The organism is Spirosoma lituiforme (genome assembly GCF_054776635.1).
In genome coordinates this window covers 208,868-231,224 of the sequence record NZ_BAAHBO010000003.1, presented here as the reverse complement: position 1 = coordinate 231,224, position 22,357 = coordinate 208,868, and the positions used below count along the sequence as shown (strand labels likewise).

At 52.5% G+C, this 22,357-nt stretch carries 14 protein-coding genes; 1 reads left to right on the top strand and 13 read right to left on the bottom strand.

What is annotated here, in order from left to right; translation table 11 throughout:
* Positions 1–91: 91 nt before the first annotated feature.
* The 9 genes from ACYU87_RS13185 to ACYU87_RS13145 form a co-directional block, all read right to left on the bottom strand.
* Positions 92–1,078, bottom strand: coding sequence for a hypothetical protein (locus ACYU87_RS13185; RefSeq protein WP_461134550.1), 987 nt, complete (start codon positions 1,076–1,078; stop codon positions 92–94).
* Positions 1,079–1,221: 143 nt separating this feature from the next.
* Positions 1,222–4,209: an FAD-binding and (Fe-S)-binding domain-containing protein gene (locus tag ACYU87_RS13180; protein WP_461134549.1), complete on the bottom strand. Its 2,988-nt coding sequence runs from the start codon at positions 4,207–4,209 to the stop codon at positions 1,222–1,224.
* A gap of 129 nt (positions 4,210–4,338) precedes the next feature.
* Positions 4,339–5,391: a DUF4097 family beta strand repeat-containing protein gene (locus ACYU87_RS13175; RefSeq protein ID WP_461134548.1), complete on the bottom strand. Its 1,053-nt coding sequence runs from the start codon at positions 5,389–5,391 to the stop codon at positions 4,339–4,341.
* Between the two features lie 333 nt (positions 5,392–5,724).
* On the bottom strand, positions 5,725–6,120 hold the full coding sequence (locus ACYU87_RS13170) for a LytTR family transcriptional regulator DNA-binding domain-containing protein (RefSeq protein ID WP_461134547.1): 396 nt from the start codon (positions 6,118–6,120) through the stop codon (positions 5,725–5,727).
* A 568-nt stretch (positions 6,121–6,688) separates the two neighbouring features.
* Positions 6,689–6,985: a hypothetical protein gene (locus tag ACYU87_RS13165; RefSeq protein ID WP_461134546.1), complete on the bottom strand. Its 297-nt coding sequence runs from the start codon at positions 6,983–6,985 to the stop codon at positions 6,689–6,691.
* 36 nt (positions 6,986–7,021) lie between these two features.
* Positions 7,022–7,603 carry a hypothetical protein gene (locus ACYU87_RS13160; RefSeq protein ID WP_461134545.1) on the bottom strand — a complete coding sequence of 194 codons (582 nt, stop codon included), beginning with the start codon at positions 7,601–7,603 and terminating at the stop codon, positions 7,022–7,024.
* A 183-nt stretch (positions 7,604–7,786) separates the two neighbouring features.
* Positions 7,787–9,472 (bottom strand): RagB/SusD family nutrient uptake outer membrane protein, encoded by a 1,686-nt coding sequence (locus ACYU87_RS13155; protein ID WP_461134544.1) that lies wholly within the window; start codon positions 9,470–9,472, stop codon positions 7,787–7,789.
* A gap of 13 nt (positions 9,473–9,485) precedes the next feature.
* A complete protein-coding gene (locus ACYU87_RS13150) occupies positions 9,486–12,509 on the bottom strand; it encodes a SusC/RagA family TonB-linked outer membrane protein (RefSeq protein WP_461134543.1) in 3,024 nt (1,007 codons plus the stop codon).
* 364 nt (positions 12,510–12,873) lie between these two features.
* On the bottom strand, positions 12,874–15,261 hold the full coding sequence (locus ACYU87_RS13145; protein ID WP_461134542.1) for an ABC transporter permease: 2,388 nt from the start codon (positions 15,259–15,261) through the stop codon (positions 12,874–12,876).
* 253 nt (positions 15,262–15,514) lie between these two features.
* On the opposite strand from ACYU87_RS13145, the gene ACYU87_RS13140 reads away from it, so the two are divergent.
* Positions 15,515–16,072, top strand: coding sequence for a sugar O-acetyltransferase (locus ACYU87_RS13140; protein ID WP_461134541.1), 558 nt, complete (start codon positions 15,515–15,517; stop codon positions 16,070–16,072).
* A gap of 111 nt (positions 16,073–16,183) precedes the next feature.
* On the opposite strand, the gene ACYU87_RS13135 is transcribed toward ACYU87_RS13140, so the two are convergent.
* From ACYU87_RS13135 to ACYU87_RS13120, 4 genes are all read right to left on the bottom strand, one after another.
* Positions 16,184–18,607 carry an ABC transporter permease gene (locus ACYU87_RS13135; RefSeq protein WP_461134540.1) on the bottom strand — a complete coding sequence of 808 codons (2,424 nt, stop codon included), beginning with the start codon at positions 18,605–18,607 and terminating at the stop codon, positions 16,184–16,186.
* A gap of 203 nt (positions 18,608–18,810) precedes the next feature.
* Positions 18,811–20,691, bottom strand: coding sequence for a sensor histidine kinase (locus ACYU87_RS13130; protein ID WP_461134539.1), 1,881 nt, complete (start codon positions 20,689–20,691; stop codon positions 18,811–18,813).
* Positions 20,691–21,467 carry a LytR/AlgR family response regulator transcription factor gene (locus tag ACYU87_RS13125; RefSeq protein WP_461134538.1) on the bottom strand — a complete coding sequence of 259 codons (777 nt, stop codon included), beginning with the start codon at positions 21,465–21,467 and terminating at the stop codon, positions 20,691–20,693. The genes ACYU87_RS13130 and ACYU87_RS13125 overlap by 1 nt, the downstream gene beginning before the upstream one ends.
* A gap of 3 nt (positions 21,468–21,470) precedes the next feature.
* Positions 21,471–22,343, bottom strand: coding sequence for a hypothetical protein (locus tag ACYU87_RS13120; protein WP_461134537.1), 873 nt, complete (start codon positions 22,341–22,343; stop codon positions 21,471–21,473).
* Positions 22,344–22,357: the final 14 nt, after the last annotated feature.

Genomic DNA, 22,357 nt, shown 5'->3' with positions numbered 1-22,357 from the left:
GCTGGAAAGTCAGGTGATGAGATGCTTGTTATAGCCCGTTATCACCTGACTTTCCAGCCGCGCCGGTATGTATTATAGTCCTAGTCTATTCCTAGCTGGCCATCTCACGGGCAGCTTCCGGATCGTTGTACTTACGGTCCAGCCCGTCGGTCGATTTCTGGTCCGAACGATCGGGTCCCGAAATCATATCCTGTGCCGTAACACTGCTTTCGTCGGCCAGTTCGCGGGGCAATTTCTGTGCTTCCTTCGCTTCTTCCGGACGTTCACCTGGCTGATTAGCAGGAGAATCTTTCGCATTAACGTCGTACGGATGTGCCGATTCGCCTGTGTCAGGCTTGTCTTTCATGCCTTCGTCATCGGGTCCGGCTTCACCCGGCTCCCGATTCTCGGTCTGCGTAGCACCCAGTGTCGACGTGAATGTGGTCAGCGTACGGGCGTTGATTTCGTGCGAGCGATCAGGCTGGTCGGGTTCCTGGATTTCGGGTACCGCTGGTTTAGGCGTGCCTGGAAGATCCGGAATTTCGGGACCCGGTACTGGTGGCGTCGGAGGTGTTGGCGGAATGATCGGCGAGGGTTGTGTGGGATCCGGAGCACCCGGTGCCGGAACACCCGGTGTTTGCGGAATCATATCGCCGGTCGGGTATCCGTTTCCGATAAAGTTCCAGCCGCCAAATGAATTGGTTGACGTTTCCTTTTTATCCTGATTGTCTTCGGACAGTAGACCTGTATTTACGTCAGAACCCGCATCCGGGTTTCCGGTAATATCACCAACGGCGATGGGATCGTTTGGCATAACCGACGGATCGAACATCGTGCCTGCCCGTAAGGCCGCATCTGAGTTCTCGTACTTCTTTTTGTCGTCGCCCTGTAAAGCCCGTTCCTCGTCACTACCCAGCCGAATGCGGGGCATATCATCGGAAACGTCAGCTTCGGTATCGCCGGTAGAGACTAATTTGCCATCTACCAGCTTCACCATATTGGTTTCGGCCTGATCGGCACCGAACATTGTTTCGGCATGTTCGCTGGAGACTGTATCGGCCTGTCTGGCTCCATCGGAGAGATTCGCGTTGTTTTCCATGACTATGTGAATGTTTAAAGTCTATGAAGAACCACCGGCAGGCGAAAAGGTTTTCTGGACAGGATTTACAGGATGAACGGGATTTGACGGCTTTTACTAAATGGAAAATATTGTTCATCCTGTAATCCTGTCCGGAAAGGAATTCATGCCAGCGCATCAAACAAAATCTCGGCGGGGTGCTGGGCCTTCCGGCCCGTACCGTCTTTGATCTGGTGACGGCAACTGGTGCCCGCTGCCGAGATAATAGCCTTTTCGGCTTGCCTGACGGCCGGAAATAGAACCAGTTCGCCAATCTGCATCGACAGGTCGTAGTGCTCAGCTTCGTAGCCGAAGGAGCCCGCCATGCCGCAACAGCCCGACGGAATTAACTGAACGGTATAGTTAGGGGGTAGGGATAGTACTTGCTTGACCGGAATCATGGACGAGAGGGCTTTCTGATGACAGTGACCGTGTACTTTCACCAACTGAGCGGTCGTCGTAAACAGGCTTCGGTCAACGTGGCCAGCGTCGGTTTCGCGGGCAAGCCATTCCTCGAACAGGAAAACGTTTTGGGCAATTCGTTCGGCATCCTTTTTAAGGTTGTCGGGAACCAGCAGCGGGTATTCATCGCGGAAAGTCAGGATGGCCGAAGGCTCAAGTCCGATCAGGGGGCTGTCGTCGGTAACGAGGTCTTTCAACAGCGTCACGTTACGAATGGCGATGGCTTTGGCGTCATCAACCAACCCCTTCGATAAATACGTTCGTCCACTTTCTACGTGTTCGGGAATGGTTACGGAATAGCCCAGCCGCTCCATCAGTTGAATCGCTTTCTGCCCAACCTGCACGTCGTTGTAGTTGGTGAATTCATCGCAGAAAAACAGGAGTTGCTTACTTGAGTGAGGTAACCTGTCGCTCCGGCTCGTAAACCATTTTTGCAAGGTCACCTTCGCCAGTTCCGGCATAGTCCGGTCGGGGTGGAACCCCACGGCGCGGTTAGCGGCCCGGCGGAGAGTTGGGTTGTTGTAAAGGGCATTGTATGTCCAGGGCGCTATACTCGCCAGCGACATGAGTTTCGTGAAATTGCCAACCAGTCGCGCCCGTAATGGGACGCCCATTTTGCGGTACTGCTGTTGCGTAAACTCGGCTTTCATGCGGGTCATGTCTACACTCGACGGGCATTCGGCTTTGCAGGCTTTGCAGGATAGACACAGGTCGAGGACGTCTTTGACAGCCTCATAATCGTGATCGGATGGTTTCTCCTGCGATGTATAAAAATGCCGCAGAATATTGGCGCGCCCGCGCGTGGTATCCCGTTCGCGCCGGGTGGCCATGTAACTCGGGCACATGGTTCCACCCGAGATTTCCGTCTTACGGCAGTCGCCGGAGCCGGAGCATTTTTCCGCTAATTCCAGCAGGCCGCCATCTTTCGAAAAGTCGAATACCGTGCTGGGCTGAGCAATGACCCGGTCCGCTTCCGAACGCAACGACTCATTCATGGGGGGCGTATTCACGATCTTGCCGGGATTGAAGGTGTTGTGCGGATCCCAGAGATCTTTGACATCCTTGCACAACTGGAAATTTTCGGGACCCAGCATAAACGCGATGCACTCGCCCCGCAAACGACCGTCGCCATGCTCTCCCGAAAGCGACCCCCCGTATTTTTTGACCAGTTGCGCCGTGTCCATGAGCAGCGCCCGAAATGTGGCGCGTCCTTCTGATGACTTAAGGTTGATCAGCGGAAGAACGTGAATCTCGCCCGCGCCGGCATGGGCCGAATACTCGAGTTTCAGGCCATGCTGTTCCCAGGCCATCCGGTCCAGCTCGTCGATATAATCAGGCAGGTCGTGCACATCGACCGCCGTATCTTCGATAACATTCGCTGGCTTATCGTCGCCGGGAATGTTATACATAATACTCAACCCGGCTTTCCGTAGCGCCCAGGGCTTCTGCGTATCGGTATCAAACAGGGTGGGGTAAGCGTACCCTAGTTCTTTCTGCCGAAGGGCCAACGTAAAATCGGCGGCTTTCTTCGCTACCTCATCGCTGGTGTTGCCAAAGAACTCGACCATCAGAATGGCTTTCGGATCACCCTCGACAAAGGTGCGGTTTTTGGTTTGCTCGATGTTGGTCTTGGTAAGTTGCAGAATGTAATCATCGACCAGCTCCGAGGCCGAGCAGCCATGCGCCAACGCGACCAGGTTGGCCTCCAGTGATTGCCGAACGGTGGTAAAGTGGGCGCATACCAGCGCCGATTCTTTGGGCGGCAGCGGCAACAGGTTCAGCTTGGCCTCGGTGATAAAGCAAAGGGTGCCCTCCGAGCCAGCAATGAGCTGAGCGAAGTTAAATGTTGGTTCTGGTTCGTTCTCCGCCTGAGTCGCAAATGAAGATGAATCGGTTTTGAAAAACGGCAAAAGCGCATCCAGCGCGTACCCTGTATTCCGGCGGGTAACGGTTGGCTTAGGATACCCGTCGCTGATGTGCTGCTGAACGCCTGGGGTTGACAACCAGTCACGGAACTGAACGTAAAGTCGTTGTTCGAGTGGACTTACCACGTTTTCGCCCCGGCACTTTGCTTCGAACTGGTGGCGGTTGAGCGGCCCGAATGCTACCTCGGCCCCGTCGCTCAATACGGCTTTTATTTCGAGTAGGTGGTTTCGGGTAGTACCCCAGATGATGGAATGTAAGCCGCAGGAATTGTTACCGATCATGCCGCCAATCATGGCCCGGCTGGCGGTAGAGGTTTCCGGACCGAACAGTAATCCGTGAGGCTTCAGAAAGGCGTTGAGGTCGTCGCGGATGACGCCCGGCTGAACGCGCACCCAGCTCTCGTCAGCCCTGACGTCCAGAATTTTACTGAGATACTTGGAGATGTCTACGACAATGCCGCTCCCAACTACCTGTCCCGCCAGTGAGGTTCCAGCAGCCCTGGGAATAAGTCCCAGGTCATGTTGACGGGCAAAACGCAGCAATTGTTTGATATCGCTTACGGTTTTGGGTAGCGCCACCGCAATGGGCATTTCCTGATACACGGACGCATCGGTTGCGTACAGAATCCGTTGGGCCGTATGCTGCGGTGAATCGTCGAAATACAGGTCACCTTCGAAGGAAGGCAGCAGATTGGCAAAAGGCGGTTTTTGGGAAAGGCGAAACATAGCAGCAAAAGCATCAAACGTCTTGTAAAGATACAAAAACGAATGGCCTTTGTCAGGGTGTATGATGTATGCTATAGGGTATATGACGTTCTACTCTACTCTACCATACATCATACACCCTATATCGTTCTATTGATTCACATACACATTGCCGCTGCTGGCAGAAAGCGTAACCGCGACGCCACCACCGTTCAGGGTGCCTTTGATGCGGTCTTTTTCGGTGTCGCCCGTGAAGTTGTTTAATGGGATTTTGATTCGGTTGCCGCTCAGGTTCAGGCTGATGCCTTTGTCGAGGGGCATGCGTACGTTGATGTTGCCCGCGCTGGTATTCAGACGAACAAACTCGCCTAGTCTGGTCAGGCTTACGTCAACGCTACCGGCGCTGGTGCTGGCGTCGAGACTACCCGCTACGTTGTTCAGTCGTACTGATCCGCCCGATGTGCTGGCTTTAATGTCGCCTTCGATGTCGTTGCCGTTAACGCTGCCGCCACTGGTTTGCGCATCAATCGAACCTTTTAAATCGGTGAGCCGGATGCTGCCCCCCGATGTATGCAGGCGCATGGTACCCGTCGACTCCCTCGCGTCAATGGAGCCTCCTGACGTTTGAAGGTCAATGTTCGATGACCGGCTGTTACGGCAGTGCTCCATGCTGATGGAACCACCCGACGTTTGGCCATCTAGGTTACCCTGAACATCACTGACATGCAGGCTACCGCCACTCGTGCGGAACCGCTGATTACCGGTGAGGGCTGCCAGGTGAATGCTACCGCCTGAGGTACGGAGGTCGGTGTTAACATTGCGGGGGGTATAGAATTTGAAACTGATGCTTAGCGATTTCTTCCAATCCCGGTCGTTGTTCCGGCGTTTGGCCGTTGCCACAAGAGTACTGCCTTCCTGCGCAATTGTAATATCGTAATCGCGGAGCCGCTCCTCAATCTCGCTTTTGTCGAGCCGATCGTTCCAGTTATTGGCGCGTACGTACATCTCCACTTTAGCATTCATGTCGGTTCCGCCTTCAATGGTCAGGCTACCGCCCGATGTCTCGGCCCGTACGGCGTTGATCTTGCCCGAGAAGGTTTTGACTTGGTAGGGGGGCTGATCCTCGGTGCGAGTACCGGCCAGCGATGTCAGTGCCAGTGTGCCGGCGCTCAATAGGGTTAGTAGAAACTGGTTGCGTTTCATGGTGTTTAGTCGGTTATGCGCTAAAGATGCCTGTCTTGTGGGTAAGGTTGCATGACGTACACAAATTCAACACCGCGCTGGTCTGAAGGTACCCTACTATAGAAGTGCAAGTGTCGTGCCATGTAGCATATCTTGCTGATTATGAGATATTTTTGGTTAATAAAAAACCACTCTCTGTCCGGCAGCGGACATAATATGTTCGATGCCGGACAGAGAGTGGTTCAGGGAATAGTATAGTATTCAACCCATTTAGTGGGTCGGCGGGGAGGTTGTATGTGCCGAGGACACAACCCCTTATCAATCAATATAAATAGCTACTAGTATGTCATACTATCAGGCTATTGGACTACTGTAGACCATTGGTCTCTGTGGCCCACCTGGTTGATTCAGCACCCGAAAGTGAACCAGGCCCTTCAGGCGGGCACCCTGTATTTCCTGCAAGTGCTTCACCACAGGGGTCACTCTCCGACGACTTACCGGTAGCCAGGTGCCATTAACCAGCACGTCGGCGCAGCGGTCGCCCTTCCGGCGAACCTGAGCAACGTGGCATGGATTAACCGCCAGGCTTTTGCTCAATCGAATAAATCCGGGGAGCGTGTCAACACATTTTTTCAATGTAGTGGCATTCACTTCCGGAGATGAGTCGATCAGAAACACACGGGTGTAATTGCCCCATCCCATCAAATACGTAATACGGGACGTATTGTCGATCAGTCTACTAAATCTCATGTATATGATTTATCAAATAAGTAAACTATAAGTTTTTATAAAGGTATAGAATAAATTAATATGTTACTTTTAAAATGTTAGTAGGTACTATTTTTTTTCATTCTCCAGTGTACTACCAACGCGCCGGTTTTTACTACGCTTAGGTATAATATCGGCGATAGAATTTGGCTGTGTGCCATCATAATCACTGGGTGGATACTGAATTTAGGCAGAAAAATAAATTAAAAATTCGGTCAATGAATTCACAGACAGGGATTTATGTCAACTGCCGAACTGTACCTGATGCATACCAAAGCTGATAGTAAATTCGTCGTCAACAGGCTTTAGGCCGTCTATACTGGCGTAAGACTCTAACCCCGCGCTGGTATAAACACCAGCCATATGTTCGTAAAAAAAATTTAATAGTTTGCTATGTTGGTTTTGGGATGAGTACCTACTGACAGGCAGATGAGTCAGATATAAAGTTTTCCTGTATAGTATAGTCAGAGTAAGCCTGCCCGATAGTCGATAAAGTGGCTATCAGTCAGGCTTATTCTTCGTTGGCTTAGTTAGGATCTGCGGTTTGGTTTCAGGAATAGGCTCTCAGCAAAGTCCGCTGTTTGACCAGGTCCTCTTTTCTGACGAATGTAATGGGGACGAAGTCATCCGTTGGTGCACCGATGTAGTAGAGGGCCCAGTCCCGGTCGTAATCGGCAAGTAACTGCTGGATGCACTCAACCCGATCAAAGGTCGGTACCCGACAATCGCCCCAGTAAAACAGTTCGACACGATAGTGAAGTGCCTGTTTTTGCCCATTGATTGTCACGTCGATTTCAATATCCTGTTTACCCGGTAATGAGGAGATAGGGATGGCGATGTATGACATAGCGGTAAGAATGCCGGGCTAAATTTTCTACTAATTTTATTGATTGCCGGTTTTAATGCCGAAGCTGCGTTCGGTCTCCCGGATGATCGCTTGTTTTTCGCGTTCCGTTTTGCCGATAACGTTGGCTGTTCGTTCGATAACCAGTTCATCGCCATCTTTCTGAAAGGTGTACTGCATCCACAAACGACCGTTCTCTTTATCTTCCCGGACCAACACCGAGGACGGAAAAACGCTAGCGGGAGACAGTGACGAACTGGTGCTGGCTTCCAGTTGGTGATAGGGTGCATCAGCGGAATTTGACGAATAGGTGACACGCTCCTCCGTGGTTTTTCTGGTGCGCTGGTTTTCGTGGGTTGACTTGCCAACTCGTACCGTTGCATTGCTGGAAGAGGCCATATCCAGTGAATCGATAATGTGATTCTCCAGCGCTTTTATGGCGCTTTCGTCCATGTCAGTTACGTCGAACAATCGACGGTAGTGAACAGAATAATCGGGCTGCTCAATGTCTACCCGGATGCGGAGTTGTCGACCATCGTTCGTTATTTGTTTGCTGGACGAACGTTGTGCCAACGCGCCGAAACCAACCGTAAGCAATAACAGCGTAAAGAGCGTTTTCATCGTATCGGCAATGAGTAGATCAGGTGATTCGATTTACGCTATCCATCATCGTGCCAGTTGTGTAAATTTTTGTTAATCAATAAGTTATTGTGTGGTGTAAACGGGGGATGTCCGCTTTCGGACAAAATTTGTACGACAGCGGACATCCCGATGAATAGACCAGAACAGGCGGATCTGTTGGGCTTAATAGCTATCGTTTTGCTTCAGATAGCCGGGTAGATTAGACGCGCCATCGATGGCCGTCTGCGGAATTGGGAAAACCCGTTTCAGCCTGTCGGTATTGGTTTTTTCGGTCCAGGTTCCTTCGTATTTGCCGAAGCGAATCATGTCTGTGCGCCGAACCATTTCCCAGTACAACTCGAAGCCCCGTTCGCGAAAGAGCAGGTCGAGCGACATCGACGTGAGGGCTGGTGCGGGAGTCGTTATCGTCCGGGCCGCCCGAACGGTATTAACATCGGCCAGCGCACTGGCGGCATCGCCACTTTTACGGAGTTTGGCTTCGGCCCTCATTAGGTAAATGTCGGCCAGACGAAGAATAATAATGTCGGCTTCACCGAAGTTACGGCCGCTGACCGATTTCTTGCTAAACTCGTATTTCTCCACCCGATACCCTGTGTTGTGGTTGCTGCCTGCCACCGTATAATCAATCTGCTCCGTAAAGTTCACGGGGAGCGTAGGCTTGTTGCGCGTATCGTTGAAGAGCTTCCCGACTTTAAACTTCCCGTCCGGACATTTCAGGAAAACCCCGTTCTTCCGAAGCAGACCATACTGCTGGCCGCGCAGAATACCCCGGTTGATATTGAAGTCCGCTTCGGCCACGCACGAATCGGCTGGGTTGGAGTAAATGGTTAAATTCTGCTTGTAGAAGCGCGGATCGACCGTTGGATCTTTGGGCGCATAAGCCGTTGCCCAGGTCTGGTAATAATCCGGGGTGATGGCGGGACCGTCGGTACCATTAGCCGCCGGGTAAGCCGGAATGGGGAACTGATCGCCGGATATGGAGAAGTACGCCAACCGATTGTGCCCATTGAGATCGGCCCGTTGATCGACGGCGAAAATCAGCTCCTTGTTGTCGTGGTTGTTCGAACCGAAAATGGAAAAGAAATCGTTCGACAACTGGTACTGTCCCGACGAAATGATCTTGTCGCAGTACTCCACAACCTTGTCCATATCGTCAGATCGGAACGTAAACGACGCGGCAAACCGGTCCCGATACACGCCCGAGTTGAGATACAGCCGGGCCAGCAATCCCCAAACGGCTCCCTTGGTCAGGCGACCCGGTCCAACGGTGGTTTCCAGGTTGGGTTCAACAGCCAGAAATTCGCTTTTGAGGTAGTCCAGTGCTTTCTCATCCCGCAGAATAACCGACGTAGCGCCCAAATCGTCTTTCACAAAGACAACCCCGAACAGGTCGAACGCCAGCATATTGTAGTAGGCGCGCATGCCCCGTGCTTCGGCCAGGTAGGTTTTGGCCGAAACGTCATTGAGCGTTGGCAGGGTATTAATGGCCGTAATGGACCTGGAAATTCCCTGTAAAATGAATCCCCACGTACTGCCAATGTTTGGGTCGGTACTGGTGTGTGTGTGCTGGTGCATGGCAATGTAAATACCATTATCGCCCCAGTCGGTGCCACCCCGGTAAGGCAGAATGGCTTCGTCGGTCGAAATTTCCTGCACGTTAAAGTAGTTGGTATGCAGGAAAATATCGGGCAAACGAGCATACACCGGCGCAATAATACCATCGGCTGCCTGTCTGTCGGAAAGGCCCGTGGCGGAGGTTTCGTCCAGAATGACCTCGTTCAGATTGGTACAGCCGTTTATGAACAGGATGCCGACCAGGGTCAGCAAAATAGGTAGTTTCGTCTTCATGATTTTTTACGGATTAGAGCGTCAGGTTCAGGCCAAAAACGACCGATCTTGCTTTGGGATAACTCAGGTAGTCAATCCCGTACGAGGATATGCCGTTAACGGTGCGGTCGGTATTGACCTCCGGATCGTACCCGTCGTATTTCGTGATCACGAACAGGTTCTGGCCCGTTACCGACACGCGTAAGCCCGACACCCACCGTTTAATACCCAGCGCCTTTGTGTTAACCGTATAGCCCAGCGACAGGTTGTTCAGGCGGAAAAACGAGCCATTTTTCAGGTAGCGCGTCGAAACAGGCGCTGGATTGTTGACGGATTCATTAGCGTTGGCAATGGCCTCCGGCGTGGTGTTGAGCCCTTTCGACAGACGCAGTTTGTAGAAGCTGGAGTTGGCCGTGTTGTCGTAGAGCTTGTTGCCTGACACACCATTGAAGTTGGCCGACAAATCGAACCCTCTGAACGACGAACTGGCGTTAACGTTGAACTGCTTCGTAGGCAGCGCACTTCCGGCCGGAATCCGGTCTTTGTCCGTAATTAATCCGTTGCCGTCCACATCGCGGTAGGTGCTGATGCCTTTGTCGTCAAAACCTGTAAATTCTTTCAGGAAAAACGTGCCGATGGGCTGGCCGTTTACGTAGCCATTGATCGTTGCCGACGTCAGACCCGATCCCTGCGCCGATCCCGACGCAATAACCGAATACGGCGAGTTGTTGACGACGTTGTTGATAAACGTGACGTTACCACCCACATCGAACCGGAAACCGCTTTTGGCCATGTAATGGTACATCAGTTCCATCTCAAGTCCCTTGTTGGTAATGGTCATAGCGGGCACGTTGGTCCAGAATGTACCCGCCGGCTGAACGGGATCGGCCGGAATGACTTCGAGCAGGATGTTACTGGACACTTTCCGGAAATAATCGATGCCGCCGGAAATAGCGCCGTTAAATAAAGCAAAGTCCAGTCCTACATCGGTCTGGTCCGATGTTTCCCATTGAATGTCGGGGTTGGCCAGCCGGGCATACGACGTTCCCGCCGGGTAAGAGCCCGTAGCCGTCAGGGGGTAACTGGTTGAGGCCGATACCTGCGAGGTAAATAACGCCTGGGTGATCTTGGAGGGGATTTCCTGATTACCGGTCCGGCCCCAGCCCGCCCGTAGTTTCAGATCACTGAACGGCGACGACTTCATGAATGCTTCTTCCGACAAACGCCAGCCTGCCGAGAACGACGGAAAAATGCCGTATTTGTTATTCGAACCAAACTTGGAGGAACCATCCGCCCGGACGGTAGCCGTCAACAAATATTTGTCCTTATACTGGTAATTGACGCGGGAGAAAAAGGATTGCAACTCGTTGAGGGTTGCATAACCCGTCGGCTTGTTGTTGGCCAGGGTCAGGTCCTGTCCCAGACCCGGATTATAGATCGGCTGAATGTCCGAAATAGGAAATTTGTTGATACTCGATGAACGGCCCTGCAACGAGAATTTCTGGTACGAATGCCCAACCAGTGCCGTCAGGTTATGATCGCCCTGGTTGCGGGTGTACGTCAGGTAGTTCTCAATCAGCCGGTTGTTGTTGTAGGTGTACGTCGTTTCCAGTCGGCCATCCTGAAACGGTACCGTATTGGGCAGCGATTGCTGATTCCGCACCGAACTGGAGTTATCGATCCCGAAATTCAGTTTATACACCAGCCCGTCGATAATCCGGAACGAGGGCGAGATGCTACCCACGATCCGGGTGATGTTGGTAATGTCCTGATTCAACTGTAAGGTTGTCAGTGGGTTCGTGATCGACTGGTATTGAGCCGGTTTGCCCGTGGCATCGTAAGCCGGATACGTCGGGTTGTTCGAAATGGCACTACCGATCATGGTTTCGATAAGCGGCCGCTGGTTGTTGGTATACGCGGCATTGAGGTTAGCGTCGATGGTCAGCCGATCTTCCAGCATCTTCTGCGAAATATTGATGCGGCCGGTGTACCGGTTCATCTGGCTACCTTTCAGAATACCATCCTGATTCTGCAACCCAAACGAACCGTAGAACGTCGTTTTCTCCGAACCGCCACCCAGCGATAGGTTATGGTTCTTGGTGTAGGCCGTTCGGGTAATCTCTTTCTGCCAGTCGGTGTTGCTCTTCTGATCGTCGAGAACACCGCCGACCAGGGGTACCTGCTGCCGGAACTCGTCAGCCGAGAAAACGGGCAGCGCACGCGTCAGGGTAGAAATGCCATAGCTGGTCGAATAGGTAAGCGTCGATACGCCCGATTTGCCTTTCTTGGTCGTGATCAGTACCACGCCGTTGGCACCCCGTGACCCGTAAATAGCCGTTGCTGATGCATCCTTCAGCACGTCGATCGACTCAATATCCTGCGGGTTCAAAAAGTTCAGGGGATTGGTTACCCCGCCCGTACTTGAATTGTCGAGAGCCAGGCCGTCCAGGACAAAAAGGGGTGTGCTACCGGTCCGGACGCCCCCTGGCCCGCGAATCGTGATCGACTGGGTGCTGCCGGGCTCACCACTGGCCGAGGTGACGTTAACGCCGGATACTTTACCTTGCAGCAACTGCTCCGGTGAGTTAATAATGCCTTTGTTGAACTCGGTACTTTTCAGAGATTTCACCGCGCCCGTCACGTCTTTCTTGGTCGTACTGCCATAACCAACAACGACCACCTGCGACAGTTCGGATGCTTCGGACTTCAGCTCTATGTTGAGTATGGTGCGGTTACCCACGACAACTTCCTGCTTTTCGTAACCGATAAAACCGAAAACCAGTACAGCATTCTCGTTCGGTACGGAGATCGAGTAGTCGCCATTGGCATTGGTGGTGGTGCCGCGCTGGCTTCCTTTGATCACAACGGTACAACCCGTTAGTGACTCGTTGGTGAGGGCATCCTTAATCCGGCCCTTTACCAGGATATCGGCCGTTTTCGGCTGCTCGAATGGCCGCCCGTTCCCGTAAACCAGTGGAGTCTGAAGGGCAATCAGGACAAGCAGGCAAGTGGTAATGAATAACCTCAACGGGGGTGGGGCTGCGTAAAATCGATTCATAAGTAGCTTGGTTAGTGAAGAATAAATGAACAATACTACAAGTGACAAACTAAGCAGGCAAATTCGTCCGGTCTATTAACAATTAGATAATAAGCCGTTGATTAGCCGTGACTTATACTCTCAAGAAAATCAGTTAGCTATAGAAATCTACTCAGTGATAGTAACGGGATGTAACCTGTCGCGTTACCTAAATATGAAAGCAGGACTGAGCATCGATGCTCAGTCCTGCTTTTAAAAGGTGCGTATTGTCGCCCCACGTAAACAGAATGAATCAGTTAACTCTGTTACGGTATTGTTAACCAATGGCGAGTGGACGAATGAATGGACTAGCGTAGAGCCGCAACCCTTTGCGGCTTTGCGTCCGTTATTCGGAGCGCAGCGAGTTGACCGGGTTCATCAGGGCCGCTTTTACGCTCTGGAATCCTACTGTTATGAGCGCAATGCTGACGGCCAGTAAGCCTGCCAGGGCAAACACCCACCACTCCAGCTCTATTCGATAAGCAAAGCTCTGTAACCATTGGCTCATGGCGTACCAGGCAATGGGTGTGGCAATTACAATGGCCATGACCACCAGTTTGAGGAAATCTTTGGAGAGCAGGGACACGATGCTGGCCACCGATGCGCCTAACACTTTACGAACCCCGATCTCTTTGGTTCGAACTTCGGCGGCTAAGGCAGCCAGTCCAAACAGACCCAGGCAGGCGATAAAAACAGCCAGAATCGTGAATGAAAGCAACAGCTGTCCCTGCTTTTGTTCGGCTCTGTATTGCCGGGAAAAGTTTTCATCCAGAAAGTGGAAGCTTACACTGGCCGATGGGTCGAATCGTTGGTAAACCGTTTGGATATAGGCCAGGGCTTCAGTGGCTTTACCGGATTGAATGCGAACGTACAGGTTATCCTTTTCCTCTGGGTCGGGCATCTGCAAAACCAGTGGCTCGATCTTGTGCTGAAGCGAATAGATGTGAAAGTCTTTCACGACGCCAACGACCTGCGCTTCAATGGCTTTGTCTAGGCTGACGTACGACCTGACCCGCTTCCCAATTGGGCTCTGCCAGCCCATTTTTTTGACCAATGCTTCGTTTACTAATACGGCACCCGTTGCGTCGCCCGGAGATGAGTCTGAAAAACTACGGCCCTCCAGGAGCTTGATTTGCAGGGTATTCAGGTAGTCGGCATCGACAGCGAATTTTTGTACCACCTGCGAACCGGCGGTCATGACACCGTTCTGCTCAAAAATCATCCCCTTCGTACCAATGTTGTTATTGCCAATAGGATTACTGGCTGCTGATACGGCTTCGATAAGGGGGCTTTTTCGTAACTCGTCCTTCAGCGCCTGAATCTGTTTGCGCGGGGCTTCACTTTCCAGATGAAACGTGACGACCTGACCTTTGTTGAAGCCCAGATCTTTATGCAGAACATAGTCCATCTGCCGGTAAATAACCCACGAACAGGCAATTAATCCCACCGCTGCGACAAACTGAAAAACGACCAGGGCCTGCCGAAATCCGATACCACCTACTTGGCTGCCTGCCTGACCTTTTAATGCCACCACCGTTCGGAAGCCCGACAGAAACAGAGCCGGATAAAGGCCACTACCGGCACCTAGTAAGACGGCAAACAGGAATGCCACGGCCAGCATCGGCCAGGGTCCGAAAGAAGTCAGTGAAAGAGATTTTTCGGCCAGTTCATTGAACAGGGGTAACGCGCCGTTAGCGAGCATCAGACCAGCCAGGCTGGCGAGTAGCGCCATTAGGACCGACTCGGTAATGAATTGCCCCACGAGTTGACTACGTTGCGAGCCAATCGCTTTTCGAACGCCCACTTCACGCATACGGCTCATTGACCGAACCGTGTACAGATTCACGTAATTGATGCTGGCAATCAGGAGAATCAGGGCGGCTACAAGCGCAAACATATAGACAGTCTGGCTGCTGCCGTTGGCCCCGATTTCGTAGTCCAGATGTGAATGCAGGTGAATGGAAGGCAACGGCTGCAGTTCCATTCGGTACGTCAGTTCACCCATTTCCTTCTTTAGGTATTTGGGAAAGAAGCCGCTCAGTTTAGCTTCCAGGGTTTTGTAGTCGCTTCCTTTATGGAGCAATACATAAGTGTACAGGTTGAAATTCTGCCAGCCGTCGGTATAATTGGCGGGAAGCGACCGCAAGGCACTGAATTGAACATGGGAGTTTGTTGGTACATCGGCAATGACACCCGTTACGGTATTGGGAAAGTGATTGCTGAATTCGATTGTCTGCCCGAGGGCTTTGGCGGGATCGCCGAATAGTTTTTCGGCCAGAGTCCTGGTCAGGACAATGTGTTGCGGTTGAGTCAGGGCCGTTGCCGGATTGCCGTAAAGAAACGGCAATGTGAAAACATCGAACACCGACTGATCGGTGAACATAATGTCGTTGGCCTCAATTTTCTTATCCCGGTACGTGATCAACCCCCCACCTTCGCTATTGATCCGAACGATCTTTTCTATTTCAGGATAATCGTTTTTCAGGGCATCGGCGAACGGGGCCGAGGTGGTTGCAAGCTGCAGATTGCCGCCCGCCCACTGTGCATGCTGCACAACCCGAAAAATACGGTCGGCATTGGTATGGAACCGGTCGTAGCCCAGTTCATGCCACACGTATAGAACCATCAGACCGACGGCGGCTATGCCTACGCCCATACCGACAATATTCAGGATGCTGAACAGGCGGTTTTTCCAGAGATTTCGGTAGGCGATTTTCAGGTAATTGCGGACCATGAGCGATTATGGTTAAAGGTCGTTAAGAATAGATATACTACGCCAAAAGTTGTACCAAATAGGTAAGTATCTTATAGTCAGAAGATTAATATTTTGGGTGGTGCGCTATGTCCGAATGTGGACAAGTTTTTGTACCATTGCGGACAACCGTATAGCGACTACAGATAGTTTTACCGATTCAGATGCTTTCGGGGGAAAGCTACAAAACACACAGTTGTCTGGCTTATACGTTTACTGGCAAAACCACAACGAAATGAAAACAGAACTGGAAAAGATGCTGGCCGGCGAATTGTACGACGCCAGCGACGCTACGTTGCTAAGCATGCGAGCCAAAGCCCGGACATTGTTCTCCGAGTTTAATCGGACACCTTACGAGGCCGAACCGGAACGACAGGCCATTCTTGGTCAGTTGCTGGGCCACATGGGTGCCAACCTGAATATACAGCCGCCTTTCTACTGTGATTATGGGTCAAACATCAGTATCGGCGCAAATGGGTTTCTGAACTTTAACTGTATCTTTCTGGATTGCGCCCAAATTACCATCGGCATAAATTTTCAGTGTGCACCCAACGTGCAGCTATACGCAGCCTACCACCCCGTCATTGCGGCCGAGCGCATCAAAGGGCCGGAGTTGGCCGCGCCCATTACCATCGGCGATAACGTCTGGCTAGGGGGCGGAGTCATTGTGTGCCCCGGCGTAACCATTGGCGACAATACAACCATCGGAGCAGGCAGCGTCGTTACAAAAGACATTCCTGCTAACGTATTTGCCGCCGGAAATCCCTGCCGCGTTATGCGGACATTGAATTGATGCCGCGCTGGTACTGGTAGACCGGTGCCCTTCGCGTCTCCTGACTGACTGGCATTGCTGACGCACAGGATAAAAAAAGGGTTGCCGGTCTACCAGTGTGCCGGAGCCACCTTATTCGGACCGCAACGATTTCACCGGGTTCATCAAAGCGGCTTTCACGCTCTGGAAGCTTACCGTTGCCAGGGCAATGCCCACCGCAAGTAGGCCGGCCAGGGCAAATACCCACCACGACAGTTCTATTTTATAGGCAAAGTCCTGTAGCCAGCGATCCATGACGTACCAGGCCACCGGTACCGAGAGCACGATGGCTATACCGACCAGCTTCAGGAAATCTTTGGAAAGTAAAGCGACAATACTGGTCACGGATGCGCCCAACACCTTACGAACACCAATTTCTTTGGTGCGCTGCTCGGCCATAAACGTGGCCAGACCGAATAGGCCCAGGCAGGCAACAAAAATGGTCATTCCAGCGAACAGGCCCAGTATTTGCCCGATCTTTTGCTCGGTCCGGTAGGTGTCGTTGAAGCGTTCATCCAGAAAAGAGTACGTGAATGGAGCCTCCGGTGCCAGCTGATTCCATTGCTTCGTCAGGTTCGCCAGCAGGCCGGTCAGGTCTTTGGTTTTTACTTTTACGATGACTGTGCCAGCACTGTTTCCCAACACCATGACCAGGGGCGAAATACGCTCGTGCAGCGATTTGAAATGGAAATCTTTGACAACACCAATAACCCGGTACGTGCCTTTATTGCCGTCATTATTGGTGTTGGTCAGGGTGTGCCCAATGGCCTTATCGCCCCAGCCCAGTGTTTTTGCCGCCGTCTCATTCAGAATGACGCTGGTCGAATCCGTACCGTACGCGGGCGAGAAATTCCGCCCGGTGGCCAGCTGCATACCCAGGGTTGGAATGTAATTATAATCGACATCGTACCGCAGCGTTTTAACCAGTTGAGTGGCGTTCGTTTCGGGGTAAACCATGAAGTTGTTATTGTTGCTGGGGCCAGCGGGCAGGTAACCCGATGTGCTGACGTTGAGTACATTCGGATCCTGCATGATCTGGCTGCGGAATACCTCTTCTTTTTTGCCCAATAGCCAGGTTTCCGGTAATACCAGCACCTGGTCTTTGTTGTAGCCTAGCTTTTTGTGTTGAATGTAGCTAAGCTGCCGGTAAACCACCGTGGTACTAACGATCAGGGTGATTGAAATGAAAAACTGAATCACGACGAGTCCGCTCCGCAGGCTGATGCTCTTTCTGTCGCCGGTAAACTTGGTGCCTTTCAGTACGGCTACCGGCCTGAACGACGAGAGGAAAAAGGCCGGGTAGCTTCCGGCCAGTACACTCACCAGAAGGCCAAACAATAATAGCCCTGGCAGGAGCCAGACATTTGCTAGAAAATTGATCGCCAGTGTTTTACCCGCCAGCGCGTTGAAGGCGGGCAGCGATGCGTACACCATACCGACGGCAATCAATAGCGCAATGCCTGTGAGTAGCATGGACTCGATCAGAAACTGGCTGGTCAGGCTTTGCCTGACGGAACCGAGCACTTTTCGAATCCCAACTTCTTTCGCCCGCTTGGAAGCCCCGGCCGTGGACAGGTTCATGAAGTTGATGCAGGCAATGATCAGCATGAACAGCGCAATCGCTCCGAACAGGTAAACGTACTGAATGGCGCCGGGAGGGGAGAGGTCGTAGGCAAAGGTTGAATACAGGTGAATCTCCGTCAGCGGCTGTAAAAACAGGCCAAGATCATTGCCTTTCTGCCGGAACTGGGCCATGCTCATGCCAAACGACTGTTGTATCTGCGGCCCCATGTATTTGTCCACCACCTGCGGCAACTTGGCTTCGAGTTGTTTGTAATCGTAGCCTTGGGGTAGTACTAGGTAGGTGAAAAATTCGGACGTCATCCAGGAGGGTGCCTTGTCCTCCGGAAAACTCGCCATCGAGGCAAAAAAGTCGGCCTGAATGTGAGAGTTTGTGGGTATCCGGTCAATAATACCCGTCACCTGAAACGTCGTATTCCAGCTTTTGATCGTAAGCACCTTACCGAGTGGATTGGCCTTGCCGAAATACTTACGGGCCAATGCCTGCGTAATAATTGCCGTGTTGGGGCGAACCAGGGCCGTTCTGGCATCTCCCTGAAGAATTGGGAACGTGAATACCTGGAAGAAATTGGAGTCGACGTAAACGAGCGAGGCATCGCGAAAGGTCTTATCGCCGTAGCTGATGAACGGCGAGCCACCTATGCGCAAACGGGTTGCTTCCTGCACCTCCGGATAATCCGTTTTCAGGGTTTGGGCAACGGGCCGCATCACATGGGCTTCGTTCATCTTCCCGCCCTGCATGGATCCCCGAAAGAAAACACGGACAATGCGATTCGCCTTTTCATGGAAGCGGTCGTAGCTAAGTTCATCGAGCACGAACAGGCTGATGAGCAGGCAGGTTGCCAGGCCAAGGGCCAGCCCAATGATGTTGATCGCTGAGAAGGCTTTGTTGCGAATCAGATTCCGCCAGGCAATTTTGATAAAATTCGTCAGCATGAAACACGGTATGTTAGGCAATGTACTGCCTGAACCATTCCAAATAGCATACCATCATTTTAATGATCTGTTTAGTAGGTAGTTATGATTTTTTGTGAACGGTTTGTGTCCGCAAACGGACGGGGTTTCGTTCAGTTGCGGACACAGAATGCGGATTGGCAAGCTGCATGACGGGTGCCAGTCATTGGCGAACAACGGAGCCGTCAACTGTCGGTCGCTCCGGTTGGGCCGGGAATCCGAAGCCGAAAATAGGTGCCTTCCTGGTTCGTCAGGCTCATTTCACCCCCCAACTGCACGGTCAGTTCCTGAATCAGACGACGTCCGAAAGACAGACGTCCGCCAGCGGGCAACGGGGGCGCCAAACCGGGACCATTATCCTGCACCTCTACCAACAGATCACCACCCGGCTCGGCCTGGAGCCGAACCCGTAGCCAGGGGCGGGTGGGCGGGTCGCTGTTATGACCCTGTACTACCCCTTCCGTAAAGGCATATTTGAAGGCATTGGTCAGGACCTCGTTCAGGATTAGGCCCAGGGGCACGGCCACATCCACATTCAGTTGCAGATCGGCGACCTCTATCTCGCAATCGAAATCGTCCGGGTCGAAACCGTAGCCCAGCAATAACCCCTGGGTCAGTTCGGTTATGTATGATTTGACGGCTACATGAGCCAGGTTTTCGGTCTGGTAAAATTGTTGATGGAGCAGGGCGATGGCCTCTACCCGCCGTTGCCCATCCTGTACGGCCTGCACAGCCCGTGGGTCGTCCAGCCGCTTGGCCTGCATCCGCAACAGACTGGAGACGATGGCCAGGTTGTTCTTCACCCGGTGGTGTAATTCCTGCATCAGTACCCGCAATCGCTCGGCCTGCTCGCTGATTTGCTCGCTGTTCTGAGAAATTGTCAGGTTTTTGCGCTGTAGTCGGGCATTCACCCGCCGAATCTGTCGGTACTGCCACCCGGTGATAGCGAGCAGGGCCAACAGGGCCAGCACCGCCACCGCCTGCCGACTAATCTGGTTTAGCTGTTTGTGATTGTCGTTGGCTAACTGGTCGATGCGTACTTGCTTTTGAGCCAGCTGGTAACGGGTTTCAGCTTCGGCCAGTTGTCGGCTATTTTCCTTCTGTAATATCCGACTGGCGGTCTGGTGATGCAACTTCTCGTAGGTTAGGGCCTGCTTGTATCGCCCCTGCGCTTCGGCAATACGCGTCATGACCTCATAGACCTCTACCAAATGTTCATCCTGCCGTTCGAGGTCGTTTTTAATTCGGTTTAAGGCCAGTTGAGCGTAGCGTTGGGCTTCGGCCAGCCGACCCAGCTGCAGCAAGGGGTCGGGCAGGTGCATATACGCATACGTTTCCCGCCGATAATCACCCTGCTGATGGGCGTAAGCCAGACATCGAAGAATGGTTTGTTCGGCCTCCCGGTAGCGTCCTGCCTTTCCCAGCATTACGCCGTACCCATCCAGTACGGAATAATAAAAAATCCACTTCCGGGTAGCCCACAACACGGTCAGGGTCTGGCGGTAAAAAAACAGGGTAGAATCGACACGTCCCCGATTATAAGCCTGATCCGCCTGATTCATAAAACGCCAGAAGGAAACGTTCGGTTGATTTGGCTCCTGCATCAACGAACTGGCTAGCTGTCGATAGTGGCGGCTTTTTGTCGTGTCGCCCAATTCCCTGTATTCTTCGGTAAGTCTATGGAAAATCGATTGCTGCAGGTCGTAAGCATGCACTGACCGGGCAATTCTCAGTCCCTGGAGGCTGTAGTCAATAGCGCGGATATGATGACCTTCGTTGATTTCGAGGTAGCTCAATTGCATGTATAATCGGGCAATCCAATTGGGCAGCTTGGCCCGCTGAGCCACGGCCAGGGCTGCCTGTATTAAGGGGCGGGCTTCTTGAAAACGAGATTGGCTGATCAGCCTGCCGCTGAAATCGATTGTTGGCTTCAGTCGTTGTACAGGGGCCATACCCGCCATGCGACGACGGAATTGGGCTATATCACTGCTATCTTTTATGGGTTGGGCCTGGCTATAGATGCCCATCATAAGTAGCCAAACGAACAGCCCGATACGCGTACCCATCAGCGAATGGAAAAGTTTCGTAAAAAGTCTGCTTTATAAAACCTTCCCAGCGGTAAGGTATGACCTGCCAGGCCTACTTCCCGTTCGTTGAACGTCTCCACCCGACTCAGATTAACTGCATAGGAGCGGTGAATGCGCACCATACGGGCGAAGTTGAGCCGAGTAAGTACCTGACCCAGTGTCAGGCGCAGAGCAAAGCGCTGGGTCGCTGTGACCACCGCTGTGTAGGCACTGTCCGCTTCCAGATAGTCGATCTCATCCAGCCGGATCTTGACAAACTGGTATTTGTGTTTGATAAAGACGGCGTTGTCAATGCGGAGCATGGGCTCACCAATGGTCTCCGCCGGTGTCAGCAGCGAAGCCAAGCTGGTCGAAGCCTCCAAAGGCGTGGGTTCTGGCTGGATAAAATGGCGCAGGGCCAGTTCAATGGCCGCCCGCAGTCCCGGAACGGTAACGGGCTTGATCAGGTAGGCGGCTGGCCGAATGGTCATGGCTCGCTCAAGCGTCGCTTTGTCGGTCAGGGCCGTCAGAAAAATAATGGGAATGGGCCGCTCGGCCAGCAGGTGTTCAGCAGTCCCGATCCCATCCCAGTCGCCTTTGATACTGATGTCGCACAGCGCCAGATCAATGTGGTGCTCCTGGTGGAGCCGCAGGGCTTTGCGGCCATTATTGGCCGTTCCAACAACTGAATAGCCTTCTTCCTCCAGCAGGTCGCTCAAGTCCATCGCCAGCACGGCTTCGTCTTCAATAATAAGAATGTGAATGTCGGTGGCCATGGGTTAGTAACAGGCTAAATAACGAATACAAACGGTATCCCGAATAGTAGTGAGTGCATCGATACTGATCTGTCGGGTGATGTACCCGAGCCGGTCGTTCTGAAACACCAGCGACAGATCGGCCCGTTTGATGAGTCGGGTCGGGGTTTGGGGTGATGCATACCGATAGATCTCGACGCGGCTGGCCAGGTGTTCGCTCACCGGAAACTGCTCTCCCCAGCCAGGCCAGGGATGACGATTGAGATCATAAGGAATGCCGCGCATGCTTCGGGCCAGAAGATTGGGGGTAGACACGAAGTTTCCCTGGATAACCCGATAGTATAGCTTGCCCCGTTCATTGAACACATCGAGTTGCACGTAGCGATCCTGTTCATCGAGTTGATAGCGGGTGGAGTATCCCTGCAAGCCACTGTTGTTGAGTGGGATACCTCGCAGCTCCACCAACTTTTTACGGGTATTGTTTTTTAGCTGGTAGCGATAGATGGGTAGCCCTTCCTGAAAAAAATCAATGGAGGCTAACTGCCCCTTCTGGTAGGTATAGTGGCTGGAATCCGACTGGTTGTGTACCTGCTCAAGCCGCCCCTGTTGGGTGTAGGTAAGGTGCTGGTTAAAGGCGTAGATCCCGTATCCGCTGTTATCTTCCAGGGTTGCGCACTGATGCAGGCGCTGGTGCGCATCGAAGTTATAAACGTATTGATTATCAACCCCTCCTTCCTGCCAGATAATTTGTTGGCAGGGAGGAGGGGTGAGCAGTTGATCTGCTGCGGGTGCCTGGTTTGTTGTTCTCACCGAATGACGTTTACTATCGGTAGAGGTGCAGGCCAATCCAGTTAGCAGTAGCAGGTGAACGAGATAGCCGAAGCCGTTTTTACGCACAGTACTTACTCGAT